Genomic DNA, 24618 nt, shown 5'->3' on the forward strand with positions numbered 1-24618 from the left:
TCAGGAGGCCTTGGCCTTCTCGCCCTTGTCGGCAGTGCTCGCGGCGGCGACCGGCGCCGGCTTGGCGGCCTCGTAGAACTCCTCGCGGGGAGTCTCCAGGGCACCGAGGGCGACGACCTCGCGCTTGAGGAACATGCCGAGGGTCCAGTCGGCGAAGACGCGGATCTTGCGGTTGAAGGTCGGCATCGCCATGCCGTGGTAGCCACGATGCATGTACCAGGCGAGACGGCCCTTGAGCTTGATCTTCACCTTGCCCATGACGATCATCGCGACGCCCTTGTGGAGGCCGAGGCCCGCCACCGCACCCTTGTTGGCGTGCGAGTAGTCCTTCTGCGGGAAGCCCCGCATACCGGAGATCACGTTGTCGCCGAGGACCTTGGCCTGACGCAGCGCGTGCTGGGCGTTCGGCGGGCACCAGGCGTTGGGGTTGCCGGCCTTGCGGCCGACGAGGTCCGGGACCTGGGCGTTGTCGCCGGCGGCCCAGATGTAGTCGGTGCCCGCGACCTGGAGGGTCGGCTCGCAGTCGACGTGACCGCGCGGGCCGAGCGGCAGGCCGAAGCGGGAGAGGGCGGGGTTCGGCTTGACGCCGGCCGTCCACACGATGGTGTTGGAGTCGACCTCGAGGCCGTTCTTCAGCACGACGTGGCCGTCGACGCAGGAGTCCATGGAGGTCGAGAGGTAGACCTCGACGCCACGGGCCTCCAGGTGCTCCTTGCCGTACTGGCCGAGCTTGGGGCCGACCTCGGGCAGGATCTTGTCGGCGGCGTCGACGAGGACGAACCGCATGTCCTCGCGGGAGACGCTGGTGTAGTACTTGGCCGCGTCGCGGGCCATGTCCTCGACCTCACCGATGGTCTCGGCACCGGCGAAGCCGCCGCCGATGAAGACGAAGGTGAGCGCCTTGCGGCGGATCTCCTCGTCGGTGGTGGAGTCGGCCTTGTCGAGCTGCTCGAGGACGTGGTTGCGCAGGCCGATGGCCTCCTCGATGCCCTTCATACCGATGCCCTGCTCGGCGAGGCCGGGGATCGGGAAGGTGCGCGAGACCGCGCCCATCGCGATGACCAGGTAGTCGAAGGGCAGCTCGTACGCCTCGCCGACCAGCGGGGCGATCGTGGCGACCTTGCGGTCCTGATCGATGGTGGTGACCCGGCCGGTGAGGACCTCCGCCTTGGGCAGCACGCGTCGCAGCGGGACGACGACGTGGCGCGGGGAGATGCTGCCGGCGGCGGTTTCGGGGAGGAAGGGCTGGTAGGTCATGTACGACCGGGGGTCGACGACCGTGACGGTCGCCTCTCCGTAGCGCATCTTCTTGAGAATGCGCCGAGCTGCGTACAGGCCTACGTACCCACCGCCTACTACGAGGATCCTGGGACGCTCCGTGGTGCTCATGCCATCGAGTATCCACCCGCCTCAGGGGGGTCGCTCGTGCGCCCCTTCACAAGCTCTTCCGTACCCTGTGCTACCATCCCCGGCCCGCGTGACACAGGTCATGGTCACATCCGGGAACCGGGGTGCGCTACGACCCGTTGTCAATGCCGCGTGAGCTGCCTCTCTGTCCCAACAGGCCCTCTGTGAGCGGCTCGAGACACCCTCGGCCGGAAGACTCCCGAAGCCCCATTACACGAGCCGTCTGAACATGTTCAAGGGCCTGTTCACCCCTCGGAAGGGTCAACCGACACCTATCCGTGCTCCGACGGGGCCGAATTCCTTGTGAAGAACTTCACGAACTTTCTTGAGCAGGTCACCCTGGGCGGGCCGCAAGGGGATCGCAAGACCCCTCGAAAGTGCTCACACGCTAGCCGGACCGCTCACTCGATGGCTACCGGCAGGTAGGAAAACGAGACACGAACCACCCTGCGCCCGGGATCTGAGTCACCGTCACCCGGTCGGCCACTCTCCGCGCGAAAATGATCAGAAGGGCACATAACGTGCAGCCATGATCACTTCACACAAGGCCCCCAAGCGGGCCGGCAAGCGAATAGTCTCGGTCGGCGTCGCCCTCGGCATCGCCCTCGCGCTGGGGACGGCGGTCTCATCCACCGCGGCAGCGACCCCTGTCACCGCGAAGGCCATGGCCAGTCCTTCCTACGGCGACCATGGCCACGGCGACAACAACCACTTCAACCACGGCGACGACGATGGATGCGTCGGTCTCCTTGTACTCCTCTGCAACTGACGGACAGTCCGCGATGGGCTGACAGGACGGCCCCGGTTCCTCCCACGAGGGACCGGGGCCGTTGCGTGGGTGCCCAGTGCCCTACTGGGGCGCCTGCGCCACCTTGAAGGCGATGCCGTCGAGGATGTCGTGCTCGCTGACGACGACCTCCGCGGCGCCGATCCGCTCCATGATCGCCAGCAGCACCAGCGCGCCGGCCGCGATGACGTCGACCCGCCCCGGGTGCATGGAGGGCACGGCCGCGCGCTCGGCGTGCGTGGAGTGCAGCAGCCAGTCGGTGATCTCGCGGACCCGGTCGAGGGTGACCCGGGAGTGGTGGATGCGCGTGGAGTCGTACTCGGGCAGGTCCTGCGCGATGGCCGACACCGTGGTGACCGAACCGGCCAGCCCCACCAGCGTCTTCGCCTCGCGCAGCGGCACCGTCTCCTCGGCGAGGTCGAGGGCCGCCTCGATGTCGGCCCGTATCGCGGCGATCTGCTCGGCGGAGGGCGGGTCGGAGACCGCACCGTCGCGCACGAGGTGGCGCTCGGTCATCCGCACACAGCCGACGTCCACGGAGCGCGCCGCACGGACGTGCTCCTCGCCGACGACGAACTCCGTCGAGCCGCCGCCGATGTCCACGACGAGGTAGGGCCGGTGCAGATCCGCACGCCCCGTCAGTTCCTTCGTCGCGCCCGTGAAGGAGAACTCCGCCTCCTGGTCCCCGGTGACGACCTCGGGCTCGACGCCCAGGATGTCCATGACACCGCGCACGAACACGTCCCGGTTCTCGGCGTCCCGCGAGGCGGACGTGGCGACGAAGCGCAGCCGCTCGGCGCCGTGCTCCTTGATGATCGCCGCGTAGTCACGGCACGCGGCGAAGGTACGCTCCAGCGCCTCGGGCGCCAGCCGCCCCGTGCGGTCGACCCCCTGGCCGAGGCGCACGATGGTCATACGGCGGTCCAGATCGACGAGTTCGCCGGTGGCGGGGTCGACATCGGCGACGAGGAGCCGGATCGAGTTCGTACCGCAGTCGATGGCGGCGACGCGGGTCATGGGGTGCCCTTCTGATGTACGGGACCGGTCATGTTCTTTCAGCCCGTCCGGCGTTTGAGGACGAGGCCGTTCAGGCCGATGCGGGGGTCCGGGGGCGCAGCCCCCGGGGAAGGGTAGGGGCGGCGGGGGCGAGATCACTCGGCCGCGACCACACACGGTCCCTTCATCCACCACTCGGGCAGCATCGCAATCGCCTCGTCCCCCAGGGGATTGACCCCCGGCCCGGCCGCCAGCGAGTGCGCGACCAGCACATGCAGACACTTCACCCGGTCCGGCATGCCACCCGCGCTCGGAAACCCGGTCAGCTCCTCGATCTCGTCGCGCCGCCGGATGTAGTCCTCGTGTGCGGAGCGATACGCCGCGGCCAGCTCCGGATCACTCTCCAGCCGCGCCGACATCTCCTTCATCACCCCGTTCGCCTCCAGCGTGCCGATCGCCGACGAGGCCTTCGGGCACGTCAGGTAGTACAGCGTCGGGAACGGCGTACCGTCGGGCAGCCGAGGGGCCGTCTCGACGACGTCCGGCTGCCCGCACGGGCACCGGTGCGCGATCGCGCGCAGCCCGCGCGGGGGCCGCCCGAGCTGCTGCTTGAAGGCCTCGACGTCCGCGTCGGTGGGCTCGGTGCGCGGGGTGGGCGGCGGGGGCGTTTCCATGCCTGTCTTTCTATCGGTTCGGTTCTCACTGGGCGGCGGCGTCGGCCTTGTCGACCCCGTCCCAGATGTTCGCGTACCAGGGGCGGTCGGCCGCGCTCTGGTCGGTCCGCGACTTCTTCGCCGCGTCCGGGTCGACCACGATGTAGCCGGTCTCCCCGGGCATCACATAGTGCAGCCGCTGCCGGATCTGCTGCTCGGCGTACGCGTCGTCCTGCCAGCGTGCCTTGATGTCACGCAGGTCCTCGACGCGCTGGGCGGCCTCCTCCTTCTCCCGTTGGAGGTCGGCGATCTCGGCACGCTGGGAGACGTACTGCCTTATGGGGTAGGCCAGCGCCACGACGAGGGAGCAGACCACCAGCGCGAGCAGCGCGGCGCGGCTGGTGAGCCGGGAGCGCCGGGCCTGCCGCTTGGTCTGGGAGCGGTAGACGCGGGCCGCAGTCTGCTCGCCGAGCAACCGGATCCTGGTCGCGGTGGAGAAACGGTCCCGGTCCTTGACGGCCATCGGCTCTCGCCTCCCCTTTCACGTGCGTACGTCCCCGCACACGGTACGGGACCGAGTACGGGGACGTACGTACGACTGGCTAAGCCTTACCCAGGTGGGGTCAGCCCTTGAAGCGCGGGAAGGCGCTGCGGCCGGCGTACACCGCGGCGTCGTCGAGGATCTCCTCGATGCGCAGGAGCTGGTTGTACTTGGCGACGCGCTCGGAGCGGGCCGGGGCGCCGGTCTTGATCTGGCCGCAGTTGGTGGCGACGGCCAGGTCGGCGATGGTGACGTCCTCGGTCTCGCCGGAGCGGTGGGACATCATGCACTTGAAGCCGCTGCGCTGGGCGAGCTCGACGGCGTCCAGGGTCTCGGTGAGCGAGCCGATCTGGTTCACCTTGACGAGCAGGGCGTTGGCGGCGCCGTCGTCGATGCCGCGGGCCAGGCGCTCCGGGTTGGTGACGAAGAGGTCGTCACCGACGATCTGGACCTTGTCGCCGAGCTTTTCGGTGAGGACCTTCCAGCCGGCCCAGTCGTCCTCGAACAGCGGGTCCTCGATGGAGACGAGCGGGTAGGCCGCCACGAGCTCCTCGTAGTACTCCGTCATCTCGGCGGCGGAGCGCTCCTTGCCCTCGAAGAGGTACTTGCCGTCCTTGTAGAACTCGGAGGCGGCGACGTCGAGCGCGAGGGCGATCTGCTCGCCGGGGGCGTAGCCGGCTTCCTTGATCGCTTCGAGGATGAGGTCGAGGGCCTCGCGGTTGGAGCCGAGGTTCGGGGCGAAGCCGCCCTCGTCGCCGAGCCCGGTGGACAGGCTGCGGCTCTTCAGGACCTTCTTGAGGGTGTGGTAGACCTCGGTGCCCCAGCGCAGCGCCTCGGAGAAGGACTCCGCGCCGATCGGGGCGATCATGAACTCCTGGATGTCCACGTTGGAGTCGGCGTGCGAGCCGCCGTTCAGGATGTTCATCATCGGAACGGGCAGCAGGTGCGCGTTCGGGCCGCCCAGGTAGCGGAAGAGCGGGAGGTCGCTGGCCTCGGAGGCGGCGTGGGCGACGGCGAGGGAGACGCCGAGGATGGCGTTGGCGCCGAGGGAGCCCTTGTTGTCGGTGGCGTCCAGGTCGAACATGGCCTGGTCGATCAGGCGCTGCTCGGTGGCGTCGTAGCCGACGAGCTCCGGGCCGATCTGCTCGATGACGGCGAGGACGGCCTTCTCGACACCCTTGCCCTGGTAGCGGTTCGGGTCACCGTCGCGGAGCTCGATGGCCTCGAAGGCGCCCGTGGAGGCGCCGGACGGAACGGCGGCACGACCCGTGCTGCCGTCGTCGAGGCCGACCTCGACCTCGACCGTGGGGTTACCTCGGGAGTCCAGGATTTCCCGGGCTACGACGACGTCGATGGACGGCACGAGCATCTCCTTCATGGGATGTGACGCGGGTACGCAGTCCGCGGTGGGTACTGCGAGACGAGCCTAACCGGCTCCGGGCATCAGACCAGCGGTCGACCGCCCCGTGGACAGAACCGAGAGTAAATTGTTTCCGAACGGAACAAAAATGTCCGCCCACAACCGCACACAACAAAGAGCCCCGCCCCGGTGCGTACGGGGGAAAACGCACCGAGGCGGGGAGTTCGTGGGGACGGGGGCGACCCTCACGACGCCTTCACTATGAGGTCCACGGATGTGAAGGCGCTGTGGTTCAACCGTGGGCCGCGTATTCGCCGCGGCCGCGCCCTCTTACTTCAGGTGGAGCTGCTGACCGGGGTAGATCAGGTCGGCGTCCTCGACGATGTCCTTGTTCAGCTTGAAGAGCTTCTCCCAGCCGCCCTTGACGTTCTTCTTCTCGGCGATCGAGCTGAGGGTGTCGCCCTTGACGACCTTGTACTCGCCGTCGCCCTTCTTGACCTTCTTGCCGGTCGGGGTGGTGACGGTCTTGGTGCTCTTCTTCGCCGCCGGGCGGTCGGCGGAGCGGGAGGCCGACTGCTGCTCGGAGGAGCGGGTGGTGGACTCGGTGCTCTGCGAGGAGCCGCCGGCGGGAGCGCCGGTGTAGGCGGCGCTCGACAGGCCGGTGCCGCAGTTCGGCCAGGCACCCTTGCCCTGGCCAGCGAGGACCTTCTCGCCTATCGCGATCTGCTGGGCCTTGGTGGCCTGGTCGGCGGTGGCGGCGTACTGGGTGCCGCCGTACGCGGCCCAGGTGGAGGCGGAGAACTGCAGACCGCCGTAGTAGCCGTTGCCGGTGTTGATCGACCAGTTGCCGCCGGCCTCGCACTGGGCGACGGCGTCCCACTCGGAGGCGGTGGCGGCCGAGGCGCTGCCGGCCGCCATCAGCGGGGCGGCGACGGCGGCGGCACCGGTGACGCCGACGACGGCGATGGCGCGAGCGGCCTTGGACGGACGACGGTGCTTGCCCTTGCTGGAAAACAGCATGGTTGGATCCCCTCACCGACGCCTACGAGGTGAGCTGTCGGGTTCGGGCCGGTTGAGTTGCCCGGCCGCGCACGTTCGCCTCTCGGCTCCCGCTGCGCGGCTTCACCCCGAGCCGGTTCCGGCCGTGCGGCCCCGAAGGACCTCAACTGCCGGACCCGGCGCAAACCTTGGGTCCCCCGCTCCTGCCTACGGCGCTTGACGCGACGACTGTTCCCGTACGACCGCCGGCAGGATTCGGCGTGACGGCTGTCGGGGCTCGCACTGGTGGCGAGCGGTCATGACCGTAGACACGCGATTCGCGGAATTACAAAGACGATCAGGGCTTCTGAGATCTATCTCTCACTCCATCTAAAACGGACATTCACCGCGAAACATGACGCGAACTGCCGCTGTTTTTCGCCCTGTTCGACCGCTATTTGACGGGGACGTCCAGGGTCTGACCGGGAGAGATGTGGTTCGCGTCAACACCGATGGCCTTCCGGTTCGCCTGGTACAGCGCGCGCCATCCGCCGTCGAGGTCAAGGGAGTCGGCGATGGAGGCGAGAGTGTCGCCCTCGCGGACCTTGTACGAGGCATGGCGTCCGGTGGACTTGGTGGCCGCCTCGACGGTGTCGCTCTCGTCGGCGCTGGGGCCGCGGTGCCGACCGGTGCCGGTCGTCGCTTCCTCGACCGCACCCTCGGCCGCGCCGTCGACCGAGCCGGTGTCGACCAGGCTCCAGGAGCCCGCATCTTGCGACCAGTTGTCCTGATTGTCCGCCTCGGGCGTCTCGACGGGCGAGCTCTCCGGCGATCGCGAGTCCGTCGCTTCGGGCGACGCATCGGACTTGGAGGACTTGTCGGGCGTAGAGGACGAAGACGGCGAGGAAGAGGACTTCTCGGGCGATTCGGACGAAGTCTCGGGAGTGCCGCTCGCCGAATTCGAGGGATCGCCGGACGGCGTCGACGTGTCGGAGGAATCGCCGGAGCCGGAGGAGCCGGACTCCTCTGATGAATCGGCCGAATTCGATGAGTTGGACGAATCGAGCAATCCGGATGATCCGGATACTTCGGAGGGTGAGTCGTCCTCCACTCCGGTGTCGAGGTCGACCGATCCGGACTTCTTGGTGAGCCCGTTGAGTACGGCGCACGTGCCCCAGGGGCTGGTCCCCCGGTCCGCGAGGATGTCCTGGGCCACGGCTATCTGCTGCGAGCGGCTGGCCAGGTCGGGGCTGGAGGCGTAGTCCAGGCCGCCGTACTTCTCCCAGTCGTCCTGGGTCAACTGGAGTCCGCCGTAGTGCCCGTTGCCGCTGTCGGCGCTCCACGAGCCGCCGCTCTCGCACTCGGCCACCTTGTCCCACACGGTGCCGTCGGCGGCGCTCGCGCCGGTGGCGCCGAGGAGCGGGATGGCGATCGCTGACCCGGTGACTCCGGCCGCGACGAGGAGAGCCGGAGCCTGACGGGGGCGACGGTGACGACCGTTCCCGGAGAGCATGCGGGGACCTTTCGCGAGGCAGCACTGAACACGGCGCGTAAACCTGGACGCCTTGTTGATCCGTGAACGTATAGGCAGACGATCACTTGTCACAAGTTAATGCCGCGTAGATCACGTGAAGATCACAGTCATGAGTGCGTGTCACGTTTGCGGAGGTGGACGTACTCACCCAACCGGGGTGAACTCCACCGGAAGCGTACGCAGTCCGCGCATGATGAGCCCGCCCCGCCACCTCAACTCCCCCGGATCCACGGCGAGTCGGAGATCCGGGAGGCGGGTGAGGAGCGTGGCGAGGGCGGTCTGGCCCTCCAGACGGGCGAGCGGGGCGCCGAGGCAGTAGTGGATGCCGTGGCCGTAACCGAGGTGCTGGTTGTCGCGGCGGCCGAGGTCGAGGACGTCGGGGTCGGCGAACCGCTCCGGGTCGCGGTCGGCGGCGGCCAGGACGACCAGGACGGGGTCGCCGGCCGCGATGTCCTGCCCGCCGATGGTGAGCGGCTCGGTGGCGAAGCGCCAGGTGGCGAGCTCGACCGGGCCGTCGTAGCGCAGGAGTTCCTCTACGCCGGTCTCCAGCAGGGCGGTGTCGTGGGCGGCCAGGGAGGTCTGGAGGCGGGCCCGCTGCTCGGGGTGGGTGAGCAGGGCGAAGGTGCCGTTGCCGATGAGGTTGACGGTCGTCTCGAAGCCGGCGAACAGCAGGATGAAGGCCATGGCCGCGGCCTCGTTCTCGGTGAGGTGCTCACCGTGGTCGGAGGCACGGATGAGACCGGAGATGAGGTCCTCGCCGGGGTCGGGGGTGGCCGGAAGTGCCTCACGCTTGCGGTGGATCAGCTCGGCCAGATACCCGCGCATCTTCTTGACCGACCGCGCGACCCCGCCCCTGGGGCCGCCCTGGTGGCGGATCATCATGCCCGCCCAGTCCCGGAAGTCGTCCTGGTCCTCGCGCGGGACGCCGAGCAGGTCGCAGATCGCGTAGATGGGGAGAGGGAAGGCGAACTCGTGGATGAGGTCGGCGCTCCCCTCCGCCGCGAACCGGTCGATGAGCTGATCGGTGAGCTCCTGCACCCGTGGCGCGAACTCGGCGACCCTGCGGGGCGTGAAGGCCTTGGAGACGAGCCGGCGGAGCCTGGTGTGGTCCGGCGGGTCGATGTTGAGCAGATGCGTCATCAGCTCGGCCTTGCGCTCCCCCGGGATACCGGTCTTGCCCTTGGCGTGCGCGGGCTCGTCGTGGTGGGCCGGATTCTTGGAGAGCCGGGTGTCGGCGAGCGTCTGCTTGGCGTCGGCGTACCGGGTGACCAGCCAGGCCTCCACCCCGCTGGGGAGCCGGGTCCGGTGAACGGGGGCGTGTTCCCGGAGCCAGGCGTAGGCGGGGTAGGGGTCCGTCGCGAACTCCCAGGTGAAGAGTTCGGGGGCCTCGGTGAGGGGGGTCGGGGGGTGGGGCTGGTTGGTCACTCCTTGACGGTATCCGGAGAGGGTCAGGGGGTGCGGCCGGGTGGTGGGGAGGGCGGACTCTGCACGCAGGCCCTCGGCATGCAGGCCCTCGGCGCGCAGGCCCTCGGCACGCAGGCCCTCGGCACGCAGGCCCTCGGCACGCAGGCCCTCGGCATGCAGGCCCTCGGCGCGCAGGCCCTCGGCGCGCGGGCTCTCGGCGCGCAGGCTCTCAGCACGCTGGCTCTCAGCACGCCGATGATCCTTGGCGTCGCAGCGGCCCGGCTTCGGCCTTCAGGTGACCGCCCGCGCTACGACGGCACCCCCTCCGCCACCCGGACCGCGTCCCGGTACGCCCGCGCCGCGACCCGCAGGGCCGCCTCCGGGTCCACCCCGGCCGCCTCCGCGCGGACCGCCATCGCCAGCAGCTCGTACCCGATGCCTTCACCGGTCGGCAGCGGTACCTCCAGGCCCGCCGTGCGGACTCTGGACGCCAGCTTCGCCGCGAGCGCCAGGCCCGGCTGGCCGAGGGGGATGCCCTCCGTCACCGACTCCCGGCGCTTCTCCTCGGCCTTCGTGCGCAGCCAGTGCTCCTTGACCTCCTCGGGGGTCGTCGCCGTCTCGTCGCCGAAGACATGGGGGTGGCGGTGGATGAGCTTGGTGACGATGCCGCCGGCCACGTCGTCGATGGAGAAGGGGGACTCCGGGTCCTCCTCGGCGATGCGGGAGTGGAAGACGACCTGGAGGAGGACGTCGCCCAGTTCCTCGCGGAGTTCGTCGCGGTCGCCGTCCTCGATCGCCTCGACGAGCTCGTAGGCCTCCTCGATGCCGTACTTCGCCAGGCCCTTGTGGGTCTGCTGGGAGGACCACGGGCACTCGGCGCGGATGCGGTCCATGACCTGGACGAGATCGAGGAGGCGGGCGCCGGGCAGGTCGTAGGAGGCGGGGAGCAGCTCCAGTTCCGGCATCGCGACACGGCCCGTGCCGGCCAGGCGGGCGAGGCCGTCGGTGAGCGCGGGCTCGCCCTCGCCGGTCGCCACGACCACGGCCGTGCGGCCGCCGGCGCACGCGTTGATCAGCTCCTCGGCGGTCGGGGCGGCCTCGTCGACCGGTATCCCGGCCTCACGCAGATACGGGAGCTGCGGATGGGCGCCGTCCGCGCACAGCACGCGGTCGGCGGAGCGCAGCGCCTGCCAGGCGGGCCAGGACAGCAGGCCGGGGGCGACGCGGTGGCTGGTGGTGAGCAGGACGATGCGGCCGGGGGCGGCGGCTTCGGGACTGGTTGCGTTCACAATCCGAACGTAACCCAAGCGACCCACAAGGCCCCGAGTTATCCACAGGCCGGGCGGGTGGCTCCGGCGTTGTCCACAGGAGTGGGGCCGAGATGGGGCCGAGATGTCCGGCCCCGCACAGGGCGGAGCCGGGAGGTTCCGCCGAGCTGCCCCTGGGCGTACCGCGGCCGCCGGCGTGGCGGTACCGGGGCCGTAGCCGGCCGCCGGCGTGGCCGTACCGCGGGCCGTAGCCCGCCGCCACCGTGGCCGACCGCCACCGTCGCCGTATCGCGGCCCGCCGTGGCCGTGGCCGTGGCCGTGGCCGTAGCCGTAGCCGTAGCCGTAGCCGTAGCCGTAGCCGTAGCCGTCAACAGCGTGGGCTTGCCCCCCGCCGCTGTCACATCGCGGGCTGTGCCCCCGTCTTCGTCACCTCGCGTACCCACGGTGTCTTCGCGTCCGCGCGGCTGCTCTTCTGGACGTCCCAGGTGCCGTAGCGCGGGTTGACGTCGATGTCGAGCTGCTTGGAGGCCTCGGCCAGGGCGTTCCAGAAGGCCGGCTTGCCGGTGTCGGTGCCGAGGGCGGTGGCGAGCTTCTGGGCCTCGAGCTGGAGGCGGAGGTTCTCGTCGAGGCGCTGCGGCGGGATGCCGTACTGCTGGAGCCAGGCGGTCTCCAGGGCCTTGGCGCCACCGACCTGGCCCTCCAGGTCGCCGCGCGCCTGCTGGATCTCCTTGCGGGTGACGCTCACCCCGGCGTCCTTGGCGGCCCTGTGCAGCACCTCGTCGAGGACCATGTTGTGCAGGACGTCGCGCGGGAGGGTGCCCGACTTGGCGATGACCTGCGCATAAGCGGCCTCGTCCGGCACGGCGTCGCGCTGGGCCGTACGGACCTCGCTCACCCTGTTCTCCAGCTCCGAGACGGTGATCCGCTGGCTGCCCACGACGGCTGCCGCACCGGGATGCGCGTCGTTTCCGCAGCCGGTGAGCAAGGGTGCCGCGGCGATCGCGGCGGAGAGAAGTAGCGCGGTGCGACGACGGCGGTGCAAGGAGACCTCCCGAGGAGAGCTTGTGCGACGGTGCACAAAGTCTTGCGGTGATCGATGGTAGGCAGTGGGCAAGCTCTGGCCAACCCATTGGACCAACGATTCACCAGGACTTCGGGCACCGCCGCACACCGCCATGCGGGGCTCGGCCCATGCAGGCCACCGGGATCCTTCATGCGGGGCGCAGCCCGTGCCGGCCACCGGGATCCTTGAACCCGCGGGAAGAACTAGCCGCGCACCTGCCCCAGCCACTGCAAGGTGCGTCGTACCTCCGCCGCGACCGGGTGGCCGGGGCCGTGCAGGCGCTCGACGTCCATCAGCAGGCGGGCCAGGGTGTCGTGGGCGGCGGGGCGGTCGCCCACGGCGAGCAGGAGGTGGCCGATGCGGCGGCGGACGTCGTGGGCGAGCTCGGGGTCGCCGGAGACGTACTGGTTCTCGTAGTACGGCAGCAGCGCGCGGTACTCGGTGAGCGCGGCGGCCGGCTGGCCGAGCTGTTCCAGGCACTGGGCGACGTCGTAGCGGAACCGCAGGGCCTGCGGGTCGGCCTGACCGGCCTCGGCGGCGCGTTCGTCGGCGAGGCGGCGCAGTTCGGGCAGCGCGCGCCGGTACTGGCCGTCGTCCATGAGCGTGGCCGCGTACTGCTTGCGCAGGGTGCGCACCACCGGGGAGTGCTCGCCGTGCTGTTCGGCCGCGGTGGGCAGGATCGCGCCGAGGATGTCGACGGCCTGGGTGATACGGCCCTCGCCCAGCAGCCGCTTGACCTCGTCGACGGCGCGCGCGACGTCCGGCTTCTCGTCGGCGGGCGTGACGGGGGTGGCGGGCGCCGGCTGGGGCGCGGGGGTGCGTGCCCGGTCCGGCCAGGGGGCGTGCGGGCGCAGGAAGGGGCGGGTGGGGTCGAGCGGCGCTCCGGTGGGGGTGCCGCGCGCGGGCAGCAGCGCCTCCAGGTTCTCGTACACCTCCTGCGCGGAGGCGGGACGGTGCTGCGGCTCCTTCGCGAGCAGCCGCAGGACCAGGGCTTCGAGCGGCTCGGGGACCTCGGGGCGGACGCGGCGCACGGGCAGCGGCGGCTCGTACAGATGCCGGTGCAGCACACCGAGCGCGGTCGAGCCGGAGAACGGCACGTCTCCGCTGAGGAGTTCGTGCATGAGTACGCCCAGTGCGTACAGGTCGGTGTACGGGCCGACCGCGCCGCCCATCGCCTGCTCGGGGGCCATGTAGGCGGGTGAGCCGATCGGCGTGCCGGTGTGGGTGAGGCGGGTGGTGTCGGCGTCCATGACGGAGGCGACACCGAGGTCGAGGACGGTGACCGTGCCGTCCTGCTTCACCATCAGGTTGCGCGGCTTGAGGTCGCGGTGGACGATCGGCACCGCGTGCACGGCGCTCAGCACGGCACAGAGCTGCGCGGCGACCGCCACGGCCCACTGCCAGGGGTACGGGTCGCGCTCGGCGAGATGCGCGGAGAGGTCGACGCCGTCGATGTACTGCATGACGAGGAACAGCTCCTCGCCCTCGCTGCCCGCGTCGTGCACCGTGACCAGCCCGGGGTGGTCGACCTGCGCGGTCACCCGGCACTCGCGCACGAACCGGCGGCGCAGCTCGTCCGCCTCCTGCCCGGCCACCTTGTCGGGGCGCAGCAGCTTCACCGCCACACGCCGGTCGAGCCGTTGGTCGTACGCCGTCCAGACCTGGCCCATGCCGCCCTGTCCGATGAGCGCGGACAGCGCGTAACGGCCGGCGACGACACGTCCTGTCGTCACGGTCACCTTCCGCCCTCGTGGTCGCCGTCCTGGCGGGTGTCGTGCTTGCGCAGGTAGTCGCTGAGCTCGTCGAGCTCGGCACGCACCTGGTCGATACGCGCGGGCGCGGGGCGCTGCGGGGGCGTGGGCGGCGGCGCGGGTGTGCTTGGCATCGGCGTCTGGGACATCGGCGTCTGGGACATCGGGGTGCGGGGCAGGGGCGTCTGGGATATCGACGGCGACTGCGGCACCGTCGTGGCGGTGTACGGCGACTGGGGCTGCGGGTAGCCGTAGGCCGGGGACGTCGGCCGCTGCCCGGTGTGGCCGGAGTAGCGGAGCTGGTGGAAGTGGCGTATCTCCGCGGAGAGGTAGTACGCGATCGAGGCCACCATGCCGCCGAGGACGAGGGCGAGGCCCGTCCAGCCGCCGGCGGTGTGGATCTCGTCGCCGGGCTCGGAGCCCATCAGGTACAGGCCGAGGAACTCCACCACGATCGACGCCGCGAACAGCCACCAGTCGAGCGCTCTGCGGGTCACGATCGCCAGGCGCAGCATCATGACCCACATGAGCAGGCCGAAGCTCAGCACCGACATCACGACGAAGACCACGCGCAGGAAGACCAGCCAACCAATCGGCGGCGGCTGGTTCACCGGCTGCGGATAGCCGTGGCCTTGCATGACTGCTCCTGATGCCTGAGGTGGGCGCGCGGTGTCGACCGACCCTGCCCCGTACGGGGCAACCTCGGTCGTGCGATTGTCGCTTCGAGCGTATAGGTCGACACCGACATAGGGTCACCGGTTGTACCGAACCGTTGTCGTGCTGATCACTTCGTACGACGGCCCAGGTCGCGTGGAGCATCGGCTTCCGGCTCCGGCCGCGCGCATCCGCCCGAATCCCGCCCGCCCGGACGGCTCAGAGCGGGTGCCGCATCCACACGTTGGGCTCGACGTACACCGCGTGGTCCCGCTCCGGCTCGCACCGCACCGGTACCAGCGCGCCGGGCACCTCGATGTCGCCCGGGGCGTCGAAGGGCAGTCCGGTCCAGCGGCGCCACTGCTCCAGCGATCCGGCGACGGTCATGGACGCCGGAGCGATCGAGTCGATCGCGGCACCGGCGCGGGCGTGGACGCGCAGCCACGGGTCGTGGGGCAGGCCGTCGGGGCGCACCCGGTGGGCGTACTCCTCGATGGGGGTACGCGGTTCGAGGTGCTTGGCGTTGGGGCGGACCGGTGCGACGACCTCGCTGAAGCCGTGGGCGCGGGCGTTCTCGCGCATCGCGCCGAGCATCCGCGCGGACAGGCCCCCGCCGAGCGCGTGCGGGGCGATGACGACGGAGATGGCGCTGACGGTGTCGGGGCGGACGCCGCCGCGCAGGTCGGCGAAGGCCCACACCAGCACCTCGTCCCAGCCCCGGGCGGGCAGCCGGCCGCGGCCCTCGGCGCCGAGGGCGAACGGAACGCTGAAGGCATGGGCGACCACCTCGCCCCGCTCGTCCTCCGCGAACAGCGCGTACTGCGGGAACTCACGCGGGATCCGGGCGTAGTGCGCGTTGCCCACGGGGTCATGGATGACGAACTCCGGCCATGTGTCCGGCATCTCCAGGACCCGCTCGACCATCTCCGGGCGTTCCGCGAGGCTCGACACCTTCAGTTCCATGCCGACACCGTAGGCGCGCGGTTGCTGCGCCGGACAGTTGTTTTCAGCGCACGTCAGCCTCCGCACTGACGCAGCATCGTCTCCTTGTCGGCGCTGGTCACCGGAAGTTCGTACTTCAGTGAAACCTGGGCGAAGCGCACCGCGTACGAGCAGCGGATGCCCTTGTTCGGGGGCAGCCAGGACGCGGGGCCGGAGTCGCCCTTGGAGCTGTTGGTCGGACCGTCGACCGGTATGAGGTTGAGGGGGTCGTTGGCGATGTCCTGGCGCTTGCCCTTCGGCCAGCGGGAGGCGCCCATCTGCCAGTCGTACGACAGCGGCATGACGTGGTCGATCTGCACGGTCGTGGCACGTGACTTGGCCCACTTGATCGTCTGCCCCGTGTACGGGTCGTGCAGCGTCATGGAGGCCACGACACAGTCGGAGCCGGAGCGGTGGCGGACGTCCTCGCCGTCGCGCTTGAGGAGGTCGTTGCGGGTGTCGCAGCCGTTGCGGGAGAACGGGATGCCGCCCGGCGCCGAGTCCATCCACGCGTAGCCGAACTCGTCCCGGTCGTAGCCCGTTTTGGGGCCGCGGCCCTTGGTCGCCACCTTCTCGATCAGAGCCCGCGCCTCGGACCGGTCTGCGTCCGACGTGAGCGGCGCGAGCCCGGGTTTCGTGCCGTCGGGGTTGTCCAGTGGGCTCACGGCGCGGCCGGAGCCGGCGGCCGGGGCAGAGCCGGAGGACCCGTCGTCCACGGATAGATCGACGTTCTCGCATCCCGCCAGTACCAGCACCATGCCGAGCATCGCCGCGGCGCTCGCCGCCCCGCCCCTCAGACGCATCACGATGCGTCCCTCCCCTGCTGCGTGTTCCGCCCCGCACAGGCGGTTTTCCCTGATACTCCGTCGCGCACACGGTAGCGACCCGGCGCGCAGCGGCATTCGGGAGGCCAGGCCGGCGGTCCAGGGCACCGCCGAGGAGTAGGTCAAGGCCATAAGTGGACCTAGTCGCGCATACCACTCAACTCGGGCGTATCGTCGATTCTGAATCACCTCGGGAAGGAGCTCTGGATGGGCATCTTCGACAGGTTCAAGAACCGCCAGGCGCAGGACAAGGCGAGGGACGCGTCCGACACCGCGGAGCGGAAGGTCAACGAGAGGACGGGCAACAAGCACGAGGGCCAGGTCGACGACGCGCAGCAGAGGATGGAACGCGAACTCGGCATGGACCGCGACAGGCCCGATCACCCGTAGGACCGAAGTCCCACGCAGGACCACAAGACCCGGCGGGCACGGCGCCGACGGCAGGCAGGGCCGCGACAGGCCGGCCCCGTCGGCGCTCGCGTCGTGGTCAGGCGGTCACCGAACCGCCTTGAGGGGAACCGTTTCAAGAGGAAGCCTTTTGAGAACGGGGGCCGTCCGCGGAGAGACACCCGCCTCCCGCGGGCGGCGTCGTGCGGCCGGCCTCGGTGCCGCTCGCGGACGAGGAGTTCGTGCTGGTCGCGGCTCCGTCGACTCCCCGTCAGACCTTGCCGATCCCCAGCGTCGTCTCCGAGGGCAGCAGGCCGGAGGACAGCACCGCCACCCAGAACTCGCCGAGCAGTTCCACGAGGCTGTCGGTCTCCGCGGCTGTGAGCGACTGCCATGGCGCGGCGGCGAGTTGATCGGTGTGCTGCTCCACGGTGCGGCGCAGTTCACGGCCCGCGTCCGTGGACGTGCCGTCCGCGTCGACCAGACCTCGGGCGATCAGGCGGTCACGAGCCGACTCCCATTCCTCCAGGCTCCAGCCACGGCTTTCGAAGCGCTCCACGGACGCGGCGCCTATCGCGGCGAAGGACACGAGCGACTCGACAGGATCCAGGCCGGCCACCATCAGGGCCGCTATGTGGCCGTCGCCGCGATGCTCCCGCAGGATCGTCGCCGCGTGCCAGAGCTGGAGGTGCGGCGCCTCGGGCCAGTCCAGGGCGGCGTTGGCCGCGGCCAGCGGGCGGCCCGCGGTGTTGGCCGCCTCGGCCGCGCGGCGGACGAGTGCCGCGACCTCGGCCAGCTCAGGACTGTCCACCCGGTCGCCGAATATCGCGCGGTAGGCCCGGTCGATCCCGCGCACCCGCGCCCGCAGCACGGCCTCGGGGCTCGCCGTCTCCCAAGCGGGGTCGATGTGTTCGGCGACCATGCGTGGACTGAAGCTGTAGAACGCGGACGCGACACTCTTCGCCCCGGCCGCCCCCAACGGCGCGGCTCGGTAGGGGAAGTAGCTCGGCCAGCGCTCCTTGGTGGCGTACCCGAGCTCGGCGGCCTCCTCGAAGACCTCCGGCGCGTAGTACAGCACCGCGTGCAGCGGCTCCAGCAGATGCCAGAGCTGTCGTACCCGGCCCGGATCCATACCGCCGTCGTGCTTCACCATGACACGCCCCCAGTCAGAAGTCCCGGGATCGATTCCCCGACCCCGCACAATCCGCGGCCCACAGCTCGCGGTTCGCCTTTCACGCTCCACAACTTGACACTGACAAGATTGCCCGACCCGCCGGAACTTGTCAACGCCTAGATCCCGAAAACTTGTCGCCGCCTAGATTGCGCGTACGCTGCTGCCATGACGCAGCAGACCTCTCCTCGCCGCCCGTACCACCACGGCGACCTGCGCCGAGCCATCCTCGCCACCGCGCTGGACGTCATCGCCACCGACGGCCCGTCCGCGCTCAGCCTGCGTGACCTCGCCCGCCGTGCCGGTGTCTCGCACGCCGCGCCGGCCCATCACTTCAGGGACCGCACCGGACTGCTCACGGCGATCGCCGCCGAGGGGTTCGGGCTGCTGGCGACCGCGCTCATCGAGGCGGCGGACCTGAAGGACGCGGGCGTGCGCTACGTCCGTTTCGCACGCGAACACCCCGCGCACTTCCAGGTGATGTTCTCGCCCGAGCTGCTGCGGGCCGGCGACCTCGAACTGACCACGGCCCGCGCCCTCGCCGGTGACGCCCTGCGCGGCGCCGTCGCCGTCGTACACCCCGAAGAGCTCGGCATCGACTCCCGCATGGCCGGAGTCGCCGCCTGGTCCCTGGCGCACGGCTTCGCCACGCTGCTGCTGAGCCACAACCTGGACGGCCCGGTCGGCGACCAGGACCCCGAGGAGGTGTTCCGGACCCTCGCGGCGATGCTGTTCAGGACCACTTGACCTCAAGTCCCCTTGAGGTCCCAGAGTGATCCGCATGACCACCGAAACCGAGCACATCCCCGCCGCACAGGCCAAGGACCTCCGGGCCATAGCCGAGGTCGTCGCCGCCGTCGAACGCACCCAGCGCGCCAAGGACCCCGACGGCTTCCTCGCCCTCTTCCACCCCGACGCGCTGTGGACCACCGGCCACGGCAAAGTCCTCATCGGCCTCGACGCCATCGCCGAGTTCACCCGGGCCGTGCTGCCCGGCGCCACATTTGACGGCGAGGTCACCTACGAGGCCGTGCACACGCAGTTCCTGCGGCCGGACGTGGCGGCCGTCAAGGTCCGGCAGGTCTACCACTCGCCGGCAGGCGACACGGAGGGCGCTCCGCTGTACGTCATGACCCGGCAGGACGACGGCAGGTGGCTGCTGCACGCCTGCCAGAACACCGAGGTCCGGGTCGACTAGAACAACCACGCCTGGAACAACCACGCCCGCCGGCGCCTGCGGTCCGGCCCGGCGCGGGCCGGACCGGACCGGACCTCCGGAGTCAGGACCCAAGAATCGAAGTCAGGAACTCCCCCACCCACCCGAGCAACTCCCGCCCGACCAGCGGCTTCCCGCCGACCTTCGCGGTCTTCGGGCGGGGCACCAGAAGCTGGTGGACCGCCGGCTTGATGACGGTGCCCGGGTACAGGCGCTTGACCCTGAGCTCCTGGGACTCCCGCAACTCCACCGGCGCGAAACGGATGTTGTTGCCCTGGAGGACGATCTCGCCGACACCGCACGCGCGGGCCAGCATGCGCAGGCCGGCCACCAGCAGGAGGTTCTCGACCGGTTCGGGCAACTTGCCGTAGCGGTCGACGAGTTCCTCGCGTACGGACGCGATGTCCTCCTCCGTGTTGGCGGAGGCGATGGCGCGGTACGCCTGCAACCTGAGCCGCTCGCCGGGGGCGTAGTCGTGCGGGACGTGCGCGTCGACCGGGAGCTCGATCTTGACCTCCAGCGGCGGCTCCTCCTCGACCCCGCCCTCCAGGGACGCCCGGTAGTCCGCGACCGCCTCGCCGACCATACGGACGTACAGGTCGAAGCCGACGCCCGCGATGTGGCCGGACTGCTCGCCGCCCAGCAGATTGCCGGCGCCGCGGATCTCCAGGTCCTTCATGGCCACGTACATGCCCGCGCCCATCTCGGTGTGCTGGGCGATGGTGGCGAGGCGCTCGTGGGCGGTCTCGGTGAGCGGCTTCTCCGGGGGGTACAGGAAGTAGGCGTAGCCGCGTTCCCGTCCCCGGCCCACCCGGCCGCGCAACTGGTGGAGCTGGGACAGGCCGAAGTTGTCGCCGCGCTCGACGACCAGGGTGTTGGCGTTGGAGATGTCGATGCCGGACTCGACGATCGTCGTCGAGACGAGCACGTCGAACTTCTTCTCCCAGAAGTCGACGACGACCTGCTCCAGCGCCTGCTCCGACATCTGGCCGTGGGCGGTGGCGATGCGGGCCTCGGGGACGATCTCGCGCAGGCGGGCGGCCGCGCGGTCGATCGACTCGACGCGGTTGTGGATGTAGAAGACCTGGCCCTCGCGCAGCAGTTCGCGGCGGATCGCGGCGCCGATCTGCTTCTCCTCGTACGGGCCGACGAAGGTCAGGACCGGGTGCCGTTCCTCGGGCGGGGTGGTGATCGTCGACATCTCGCGGATGCCGGTGACCGCCATCTCCAGCGTTCTGGGGATCGGGGTCGCGGACATCGTCAGGACGTCGACGTTGGCACGCAGCTTCTTGAGCTGTTCCTTGTGCTCGACGCCGAAGCGCTGTTCCTCGTCGACGATGACCAGTCCCAGGTCCTTGAACTTGGTCTCCGACGAGAACAGCCGGTGCGTGCCGATGACGATGTCAACCGCGCCGTCCTTGAGGCCCTCCAGGACGGCCTTCGCCTCGGTGTCGGTCTGGAACCGGGACAGGGCGCGCACGTTGACCGGGAACTGCGAGTAGCGCTCGGAGAACGTCCCGAAGTGCTGCTGCACCAGCAGGGTCGTGGGGACGAGGACCGCGACCTGCTTGCCGTCCTGCACCGCCTTGAAGGCGGCCCGCACCGCGATCTCCGTCTTGCCGTAACCGACGTCGCCGCAGATCAGGCGGTCCATCGGGACCGACTTCTCCATGTCCTCCTTGACCTCGGCGATGGTCGTGAGCTGGTCGGGCGTCTCGGCGTAGGGGAAGGCGTCCTCCAGCTCGCGCTGCCAGGGGGTGTCCGAGCCGAACGCGTGCCCGGGCGCCGCCATGCGCGCGCTGTAGAGCTTGATCAGGTCGGCGGCGATCTCCTTGACGGCCTTCTTGGCCCGCGCCTTGGTCTTCGTCCAGTCGGCGCCGCCCAGGCGGTGCAGCGTGGGCGCCTCGCCGCCGACGTACTTGGTGATCTGCTCCAGTTGGTCGGTGGGGATGTACAGCCGGTCGCCGGGCTGGCCGCGCTTGGCGGGGGCGTACTCCACGACGAGGTACTCGCGCGTGGCGCCCTGCACGGTGCGCTGGACCATCTCGATGTAGCGGCCGACGCCGTGCTGCTCGTGGACGATGTAGTCGCCCGTCTCCAGGGTGAGCGGGTCGATGGTCTTGCGGCGGCGGGCCGGCATCCGGGCGCCGTCCTTGCCGGCCGCCTTCTGGCCGGTCAGGTCGGTCTCGGTCAGCACGGCGAGTCTGAGCGTGGGGTCGACGAAGCCGTACTCGATCGAGCCGCAGGCGACATGGACGACCGACGGGGCGATCTCCCCCAGGTCCGCCTCCAGGCGGGCCGCGACGCCCTCGCCGCCGAGCACCTCGACCGTGCGGGCCGCCGGGCCGTGGGCCTCGGTCACGAAGACCGTGCGCCAGCCGTCGGCGAGCCAGCCCTTGGTGTCGGCGAGGGCCTTCGCGGTGTCGCCGCGGTACGCCTCGGGGGCGTGCATGCCGAGCTTGAGGGTGTCGCCCGCCGCGTCGGCGGCCGATGTCCCCGTGAGCTCGTCGTCGGCCGCGAACGGCGAGACCGACCACCACATCATGTCCAGCTCGCGGGCGCGGTCGCGGACGTCCGCGATGGACCGCAGGGAGGCCGCGCCGACGTCGATGGGCGCCTCGCCGCCGCCGGCCGTGGCGGCCCAGGACGCCTGGAGGAACTCCTGCGAGGTGGCCACGAGATCGGCGGCACGCGTGCGTACCCGTTCCGGGTCGCATACGACGGCCATGGCGCCCTTGGGCAGGACGTCGAGCAGCAGCTCCATGTCGTCGACGAGGACCGGCGCGAGGGACTCCATGCCCTCTACGGCGATGCCCTCGGCGATCTTGCCGAGCAGTTCGCCGAGCTCGGGGTGCTGTTCGGCGAGGGCACGCGCGCGTGCGCGTACGTCGTCCGTGAGCAGCAGCTCGCGGCAGGGCGGGGCCCACAGGCCGTGCTCGGCGACTTCCAGGGAGCGCTGGTCGGCGACCTTGAAGTAGCGGATCTCCTCGATGTCGTCGCCCCAGAACTCGATGCGCAGGGGGTGTTCCTCGGTGGGCGGGAAGACATCGAGGATGCCGCCTCGCACGGCGAACTCGCCGCGCTTCTCGACGAGCTCCACGCGCGCGTACGCGGCGGCCGCGAGGGCTTCCACGATGGCGTTCAGGTCGGCTGTCCGGCCGGTGCGCAGGGCCACCGGCTCCAGGTCGCCGAGGCCCTTGACCTGGGGCTGGAGGACGGAGCGCACAGGTGCGACGACGACGGAGACCGGGCCGGTCTCGGGGTCGTCGGAGCTGGGGTGGGCGAGGCGGCGCAGCACCGCGAGACGGCGGCCCACGGTGTCGCTGCGGGGGCTGAGGCGCTCGTGCGGGAGGGTCTCCCAGGACGGGTACTCCACCACGCCCTGCGGCGGGAGGAGGGAGCGCAGGGCCGCGGCCAGGTCCTCCGCCTCGCGGCCCGTCGCCGTCACCGCGAGGAGGGGGCGGTCGGCCTCGCGGGCGAGGGCGGCGATGGCGAACGGGCGCGCCGCAGGGGGGCCGACCAGGTCGACGTGCATGCGGTTGCCGTCTGCGGCCGCCGTGATCGCTTCCGCGAGGGCGGTGTCCTTGACTACGGCGTCGAGCAGACCGTGCAGACTCATGGAGGGCGCTTCCGTCCGAGGGGGTGGGCAACACGAAGGGCCCGACACGCGTGACGGGCCGGGTGTTCCAGCGTACGTCGCTGCGCGGGCGGGCGCCGGGGCCTGTGGATAACGTCCGTTCTCCCGTGGTCGGCGTTGTCGCGAGGCCGGGACTTCCTCGCCCCCGCCGCCCCTGCTCTCCCCACTCTCGGCTTCGCTCGAGCGGGGGGACCCCCATCGTCCCCGGGGGGCTGCCGCCCCCGGGCCCCCGCATCGGCCCTGAACGGCCTCGTCCTCAAACGCCGGACGGGCTGAAAGATGCGGACCGGCCTCTGAGAGTGAGCGTCGGCCGCGCCCGACGGGCTGAAGGATTGCGGACCGGCCGTCGCCACACACCGGACCGACTGAAAGTTTGCAGACCGCCCGTCGGCACACCCCGGACCGGCTGAAAGAACCTGAACGGCGGCGAAAAGTCCGCACCGCGTAAGGTCCCCCCATGCCCACCCCCGCCGCCTCCACCACCCCTGACGCGTCCCCGGACCCTCACATACCGGCCCCGAGCACCCCGCAGGACCCGGGGCACGGCCGCCCCGGAGCGGGGCGGCGTGATCCCTGGCTGCTGGCCGTCGTGCTGTGTGTCGGGTACGCGATCGTCTCCGTGGGCCGTTACCGGCATCTGGGGCAGAAGTCGTGGGACCTCGGGATATTCGAGCAGGTCATCCGGTCGTACGCGCATCTCCAGGCGCCGGTCGCGGATCTGAAGGGGCCCGGGTTCAACATCCTTGGGGACCACTTCAGCCCGGTGACCGTGCTGCTGGCGCCGGTGTACCGGATCTTCCCCTCGCCGGTCACCCTGCTCGTCGCGCAGGCGGCGCTCTTCGCGCTCTCCGCGGTCCCCGTCACGCGGGCCGCGGCCCGGCTGCTCGGGCGGCGGCGCGGGCTGGCGATCGGTGTCGCGTACGGGCTGTCGTGGGGGCTCCAGCAGGCGGTCGACTTCGACTTCCACGAGATCTGCTTCGCCGTACCGCTGATCGCTTTCAGCCTCGAAGCGCTGCTCGCACAGCGGTGGCGGGCCGCTCTGCTCTGGGCGCTTCCGCTGGTCCTCGTGAAGGAGGACCTGGGCCTCACGCTCACGGCCCTCGCGCTCGTCGTCGCCTGGCGGGCCCGGCAGGAGTCGCCGCGCGCGACCCGGTGGGCGCTCGGCGTCGCCGTCCTCGGCGCGGTGGCCCTCGCGCTCACCCTGCTCGTGGTCATACCGAGCTTCAACTCCGCCGGCACCTACGACTACTGGAACAAGGTCAACGAGTCGGGCGGCGGCGGTCCCTTGGACGGCCTCGACACCAAGCTCCGTACGCTCGCCTGGCTTCTGATACCCACCACCGGACTGCTCGCCCTCAGGTCCCCGATCCTGCTTGTCGCCCTGCCCACGATCGGCTGGCGTTTCGTCTCCGCCTATTCGCAGTACTGGGGCACCGACTGGCACTACAGCGCCGTCCTGATGCCGGTCGTCACCTTCGCGCTCGTCGACGCCATCGTGATCTCCCGGAACAGCACGCGCGCGTGGCTGCGTTCGTACGTCCAGCACCTGCCCGCCGCCGTCGCGGCCGCCTCGCTCGCGCTGACCACGTCGCTGCCGCTGTCCGCGCTGACGGAGAGCGAGATCTACCGCAAGCCCGCGCGCGTGAGCGCGATAGAGCGTCTCCTCGCCGAGGTTCCCGACGGAGCCTCCGTCGAGGCGAACATCGCGCCGATCAGCCGGCTCACCTCGCGCTGCCGGGTCTTCTGGGTCAGCAACACCCGCGGCGTCGAACCCGACTTCATCGCCCTCGACAACTCCCGCAAGCGCTACCGCGACGTCGAGGCGTACGCCCGCACCCTGCACCCCGACGTCCGGTACACCGTGAAGGGCACCGCCTACGGAGTCGTACTCCTGGGGCGGCAGACCGCCGGCTGACGGCCGTGGCCCCCGATACAGCCGGGCCCGGTCCGGAAGGTGGCAGCACCTTCCGGACCGGGCCCGTCCCCCGCAACCCCCGTGTGCGGTG

The 24618-nt window shown here is 70.5% G+C and carries 21 protein-coding genes and 1 riboswitch; of the genes, 5 read left to right on the forward strand and 16 right to left on the reverse strand.

The annotated features are described in order from the left end of the window. Positions 1-1389, reverse strand: coding sequence for an NAD(P)/FAD-dependent oxidoreductase (locus tag ACZ69Q_RS33300; RefSeq protein ID WP_471049162.1), 1389 nt, complete (start codon positions 1387-1389; stop codon positions 1-3). Between the two features lie 547 nt (positions 1390-1936). On the opposite strand from ACZ69Q_RS33300, the gene ACZ69Q_RS33305 reads away from it, so the two are divergent. Continuing rightward, the gene (locus ACZ69Q_RS33305; protein WP_471049165.1) at positions 1937-2176 is read left to right on the forward strand and encodes a hypothetical protein; all 240 of its coding nucleotides are present in this window, start codon (positions 1937-1939) and stop codon (positions 2174-2176) included. 81 nt (positions 2177-2257) lie between these two features. On the opposite strand, the gene ACZ69Q_RS33310 is transcribed toward ACZ69Q_RS33305, so the two are convergent. The 13 genes from ACZ69Q_RS33310 to ACZ69Q_RS33370 all read right to left on the reverse strand — a co-directional run bounded on the left by ACZ69Q_RS33310 (position 2258) and on the right by ACZ69Q_RS33370 (position 16180). Continuing rightward, positions 2258-3211, reverse strand: coding sequence for a Ppx/GppA phosphatase family protein (locus ACZ69Q_RS33310; RefSeq protein WP_471049168.1), 954 nt, complete (start codon positions 3209-3211; stop codon positions 2258-2260). A gap of 134 nt (positions 3212-3345) precedes the next feature. Then, on the reverse strand, positions 3346-3864 hold the full coding sequence (locus ACZ69Q_RS33315) for a DUF501 domain-containing protein (protein ID WP_107905794.1): 519 nt from the start codon (positions 3862-3864) through the stop codon (positions 3346-3348). Between the two features lie 25 nt (positions 3865-3889). Beyond that, positions 3890-4366 carry an FtsB family cell division protein gene (locus tag ACZ69Q_RS33320; RefSeq protein WP_471049172.1) on the reverse strand — a complete coding sequence of 159 codons (477 nt, stop codon included), beginning with the start codon at positions 4364-4366 and terminating at the stop codon, positions 3890-3892. 100 nt (positions 4367-4466) lie between these two features. Then, positions 4467-5753, reverse strand: a complete 1287-nt coding sequence (gene eno, locus ACZ69Q_RS33325) for a phosphopyruvate hydratase (RefSeq protein WP_471049677.1) — start codon at positions 5751-5753, stop codon at positions 4467-4469. A gap of 321 nt (positions 5754-6074) precedes the next feature. Further along, a complete protein-coding gene (locus ACZ69Q_RS33330) occupies positions 6075-6764 on the reverse strand; it encodes a transglycosylase family protein (protein ID WP_471049175.1) in 690 nt (229 codons plus the stop codon). Between the two features lie 4 nt (positions 6765-6768). Next, positions 6769-6968, reverse strand: a riboswitch (cyclic di-AMP (ydaO/yuaA leader). 208 nt (positions 6969-7176) lie between these two features. Next, positions 7177-8235: a transglycosylase family protein gene (locus ACZ69Q_RS33335; protein ID WP_471049177.1), complete on the reverse strand. Its 1059-nt coding sequence runs from the start codon at positions 8233-8235 to the stop codon at positions 7177-7179. A 165-nt stretch (positions 8236-8400) separates the two neighbouring features. Continuing rightward, entirely contained in the window at positions 8401-9681 is a 1281-nt protein-coding gene (locus ACZ69Q_RS33340; protein ID WP_471049179.1) for a cytochrome P450 family protein, read from the reverse strand. 287 nt (positions 9682-9968) lie between these two features. Beyond that, positions 9969-10949, reverse strand: coding sequence for a nucleoside triphosphate pyrophosphohydrolase (locus ACZ69Q_RS33345; RefSeq protein ID WP_471049182.1), 981 nt, complete (start codon positions 10947-10949; stop codon positions 9969-9971). Between the two features lie 376 nt (positions 10950-11325). Then, entirely contained in the window at positions 11326-11970 is a 645-nt protein-coding gene (locus ACZ69Q_RS33350) for a SurA N-terminal domain-containing protein (protein ID WP_471049184.1), read from the reverse strand. Positions 11971-12194: 224 nt separating this feature from the next. Next, positions 12195-13688, reverse strand: coding sequence for a protein kinase domain-containing protein (locus tag ACZ69Q_RS33355; protein ID WP_471049679.1), 1494 nt, complete (start codon positions 13686-13688; stop codon positions 12195-12197). A gap of 38 nt (positions 13689-13726) precedes the next feature. After that, positions 13727-14380, reverse strand: coding sequence for a hypothetical protein (locus ACZ69Q_RS33360; protein ID WP_471049187.1), 654 nt, complete (start codon positions 14378-14380; stop codon positions 13727-13729). A 235-nt stretch (positions 14381-14615) separates the two neighbouring features. Beyond that, a complete protein-coding gene (locus ACZ69Q_RS33365) occupies positions 14616-15359 on the reverse strand; it encodes an N-acetyltransferase (RefSeq protein WP_471049190.1) in 744 nt (247 codons plus the stop codon). A gap of 53 nt (positions 15360-15412) precedes the next feature. Further along, the gene (locus ACZ69Q_RS33370; protein ID WP_471049682.1) at positions 15413-16180 is read right to left on the reverse strand and encodes an HNH endonuclease family protein; all 768 of its coding nucleotides are present in this window, start codon (positions 16178-16180) and stop codon (positions 15413-15415) included. A 228-nt stretch (positions 16181-16408) separates the two neighbouring features. Here ACZ69Q_RS33370 and ACZ69Q_RS33375 point away from each other — a divergent pair, with 228 nt between their 5' ends. Next, the gene (locus ACZ69Q_RS33375; protein ID WP_471049192.1) at positions 16409-16591 is read left to right on the forward strand and encodes an antitoxin; all 183 of its coding nucleotides are present in this window, start codon (positions 16409-16411) and stop codon (positions 16589-16591) included. A 268-nt stretch (positions 16592-16859) separates the two neighbouring features. Here ACZ69Q_RS33375 and ACZ69Q_RS33380 read toward each other — a convergent pair whose 3' ends face one another. Further along, positions 16860-17741 (reverse strand): SCO6745 family protein, encoded by an 882-nt coding sequence (locus tag ACZ69Q_RS33380; RefSeq protein WP_471049195.1) that lies wholly within the window; start codon positions 17739-17741, stop codon positions 16860-16862. A 186-nt stretch (positions 17742-17927) separates the two neighbouring features. Here ACZ69Q_RS33380 and ACZ69Q_RS33385 point away from each other — a divergent pair, with 186 nt between their 5' ends. Together ACZ69Q_RS33385 and ACZ69Q_RS33390 are read left to right on the forward strand one after the other, a co-directional pair. Then, on the forward strand, positions 17928-18506 hold the full coding sequence (locus ACZ69Q_RS33385) for a TetR/AcrR family transcriptional regulator (RefSeq protein ID WP_471049198.1): 579 nt from the start codon (positions 17928-17930) through the stop codon (positions 18504-18506). A gap of 34 nt (positions 18507-18540) precedes the next feature. Next, positions 18541-18957 carry an SgcJ/EcaC family oxidoreductase gene (locus tag ACZ69Q_RS33390; RefSeq protein WP_471049201.1) on the forward strand — a complete coding sequence of 139 codons (417 nt, stop codon included), beginning with the start codon at positions 18541-18543 and terminating at the stop codon, positions 18955-18957. 82 nt (positions 18958-19039) lie between these two features. On the opposite strand, the gene mfd is transcribed toward ACZ69Q_RS33390, so the two are convergent. Then, complete coding sequence (mfd, locus tag ACZ69Q_RS33395) at positions 19040-22594, reverse strand: transcription-repair coupling factor (protein WP_471049204.1); 3555 nt, start codon at positions 22592-22594, stop codon at positions 19040-19042. 475 nt (positions 22595-23069) lie between these two features. On the opposite strand from mfd, the gene ACZ69Q_RS33400 reads away from it, so the two are divergent. After that, the gene (locus ACZ69Q_RS33400; RefSeq protein WP_471049208.1) at positions 23070-24527 is read left to right on the forward strand and encodes a DUF2079 domain-containing protein; all 1458 of its coding nucleotides are present in this window, start codon (positions 23070-23072) and stop codon (positions 24525-24527) included. Positions 24528-24618: the final 91 nt, after the last annotated feature.

Source organism: Streptomyces sp. NPDC036764, assembly GCF_055609385.1.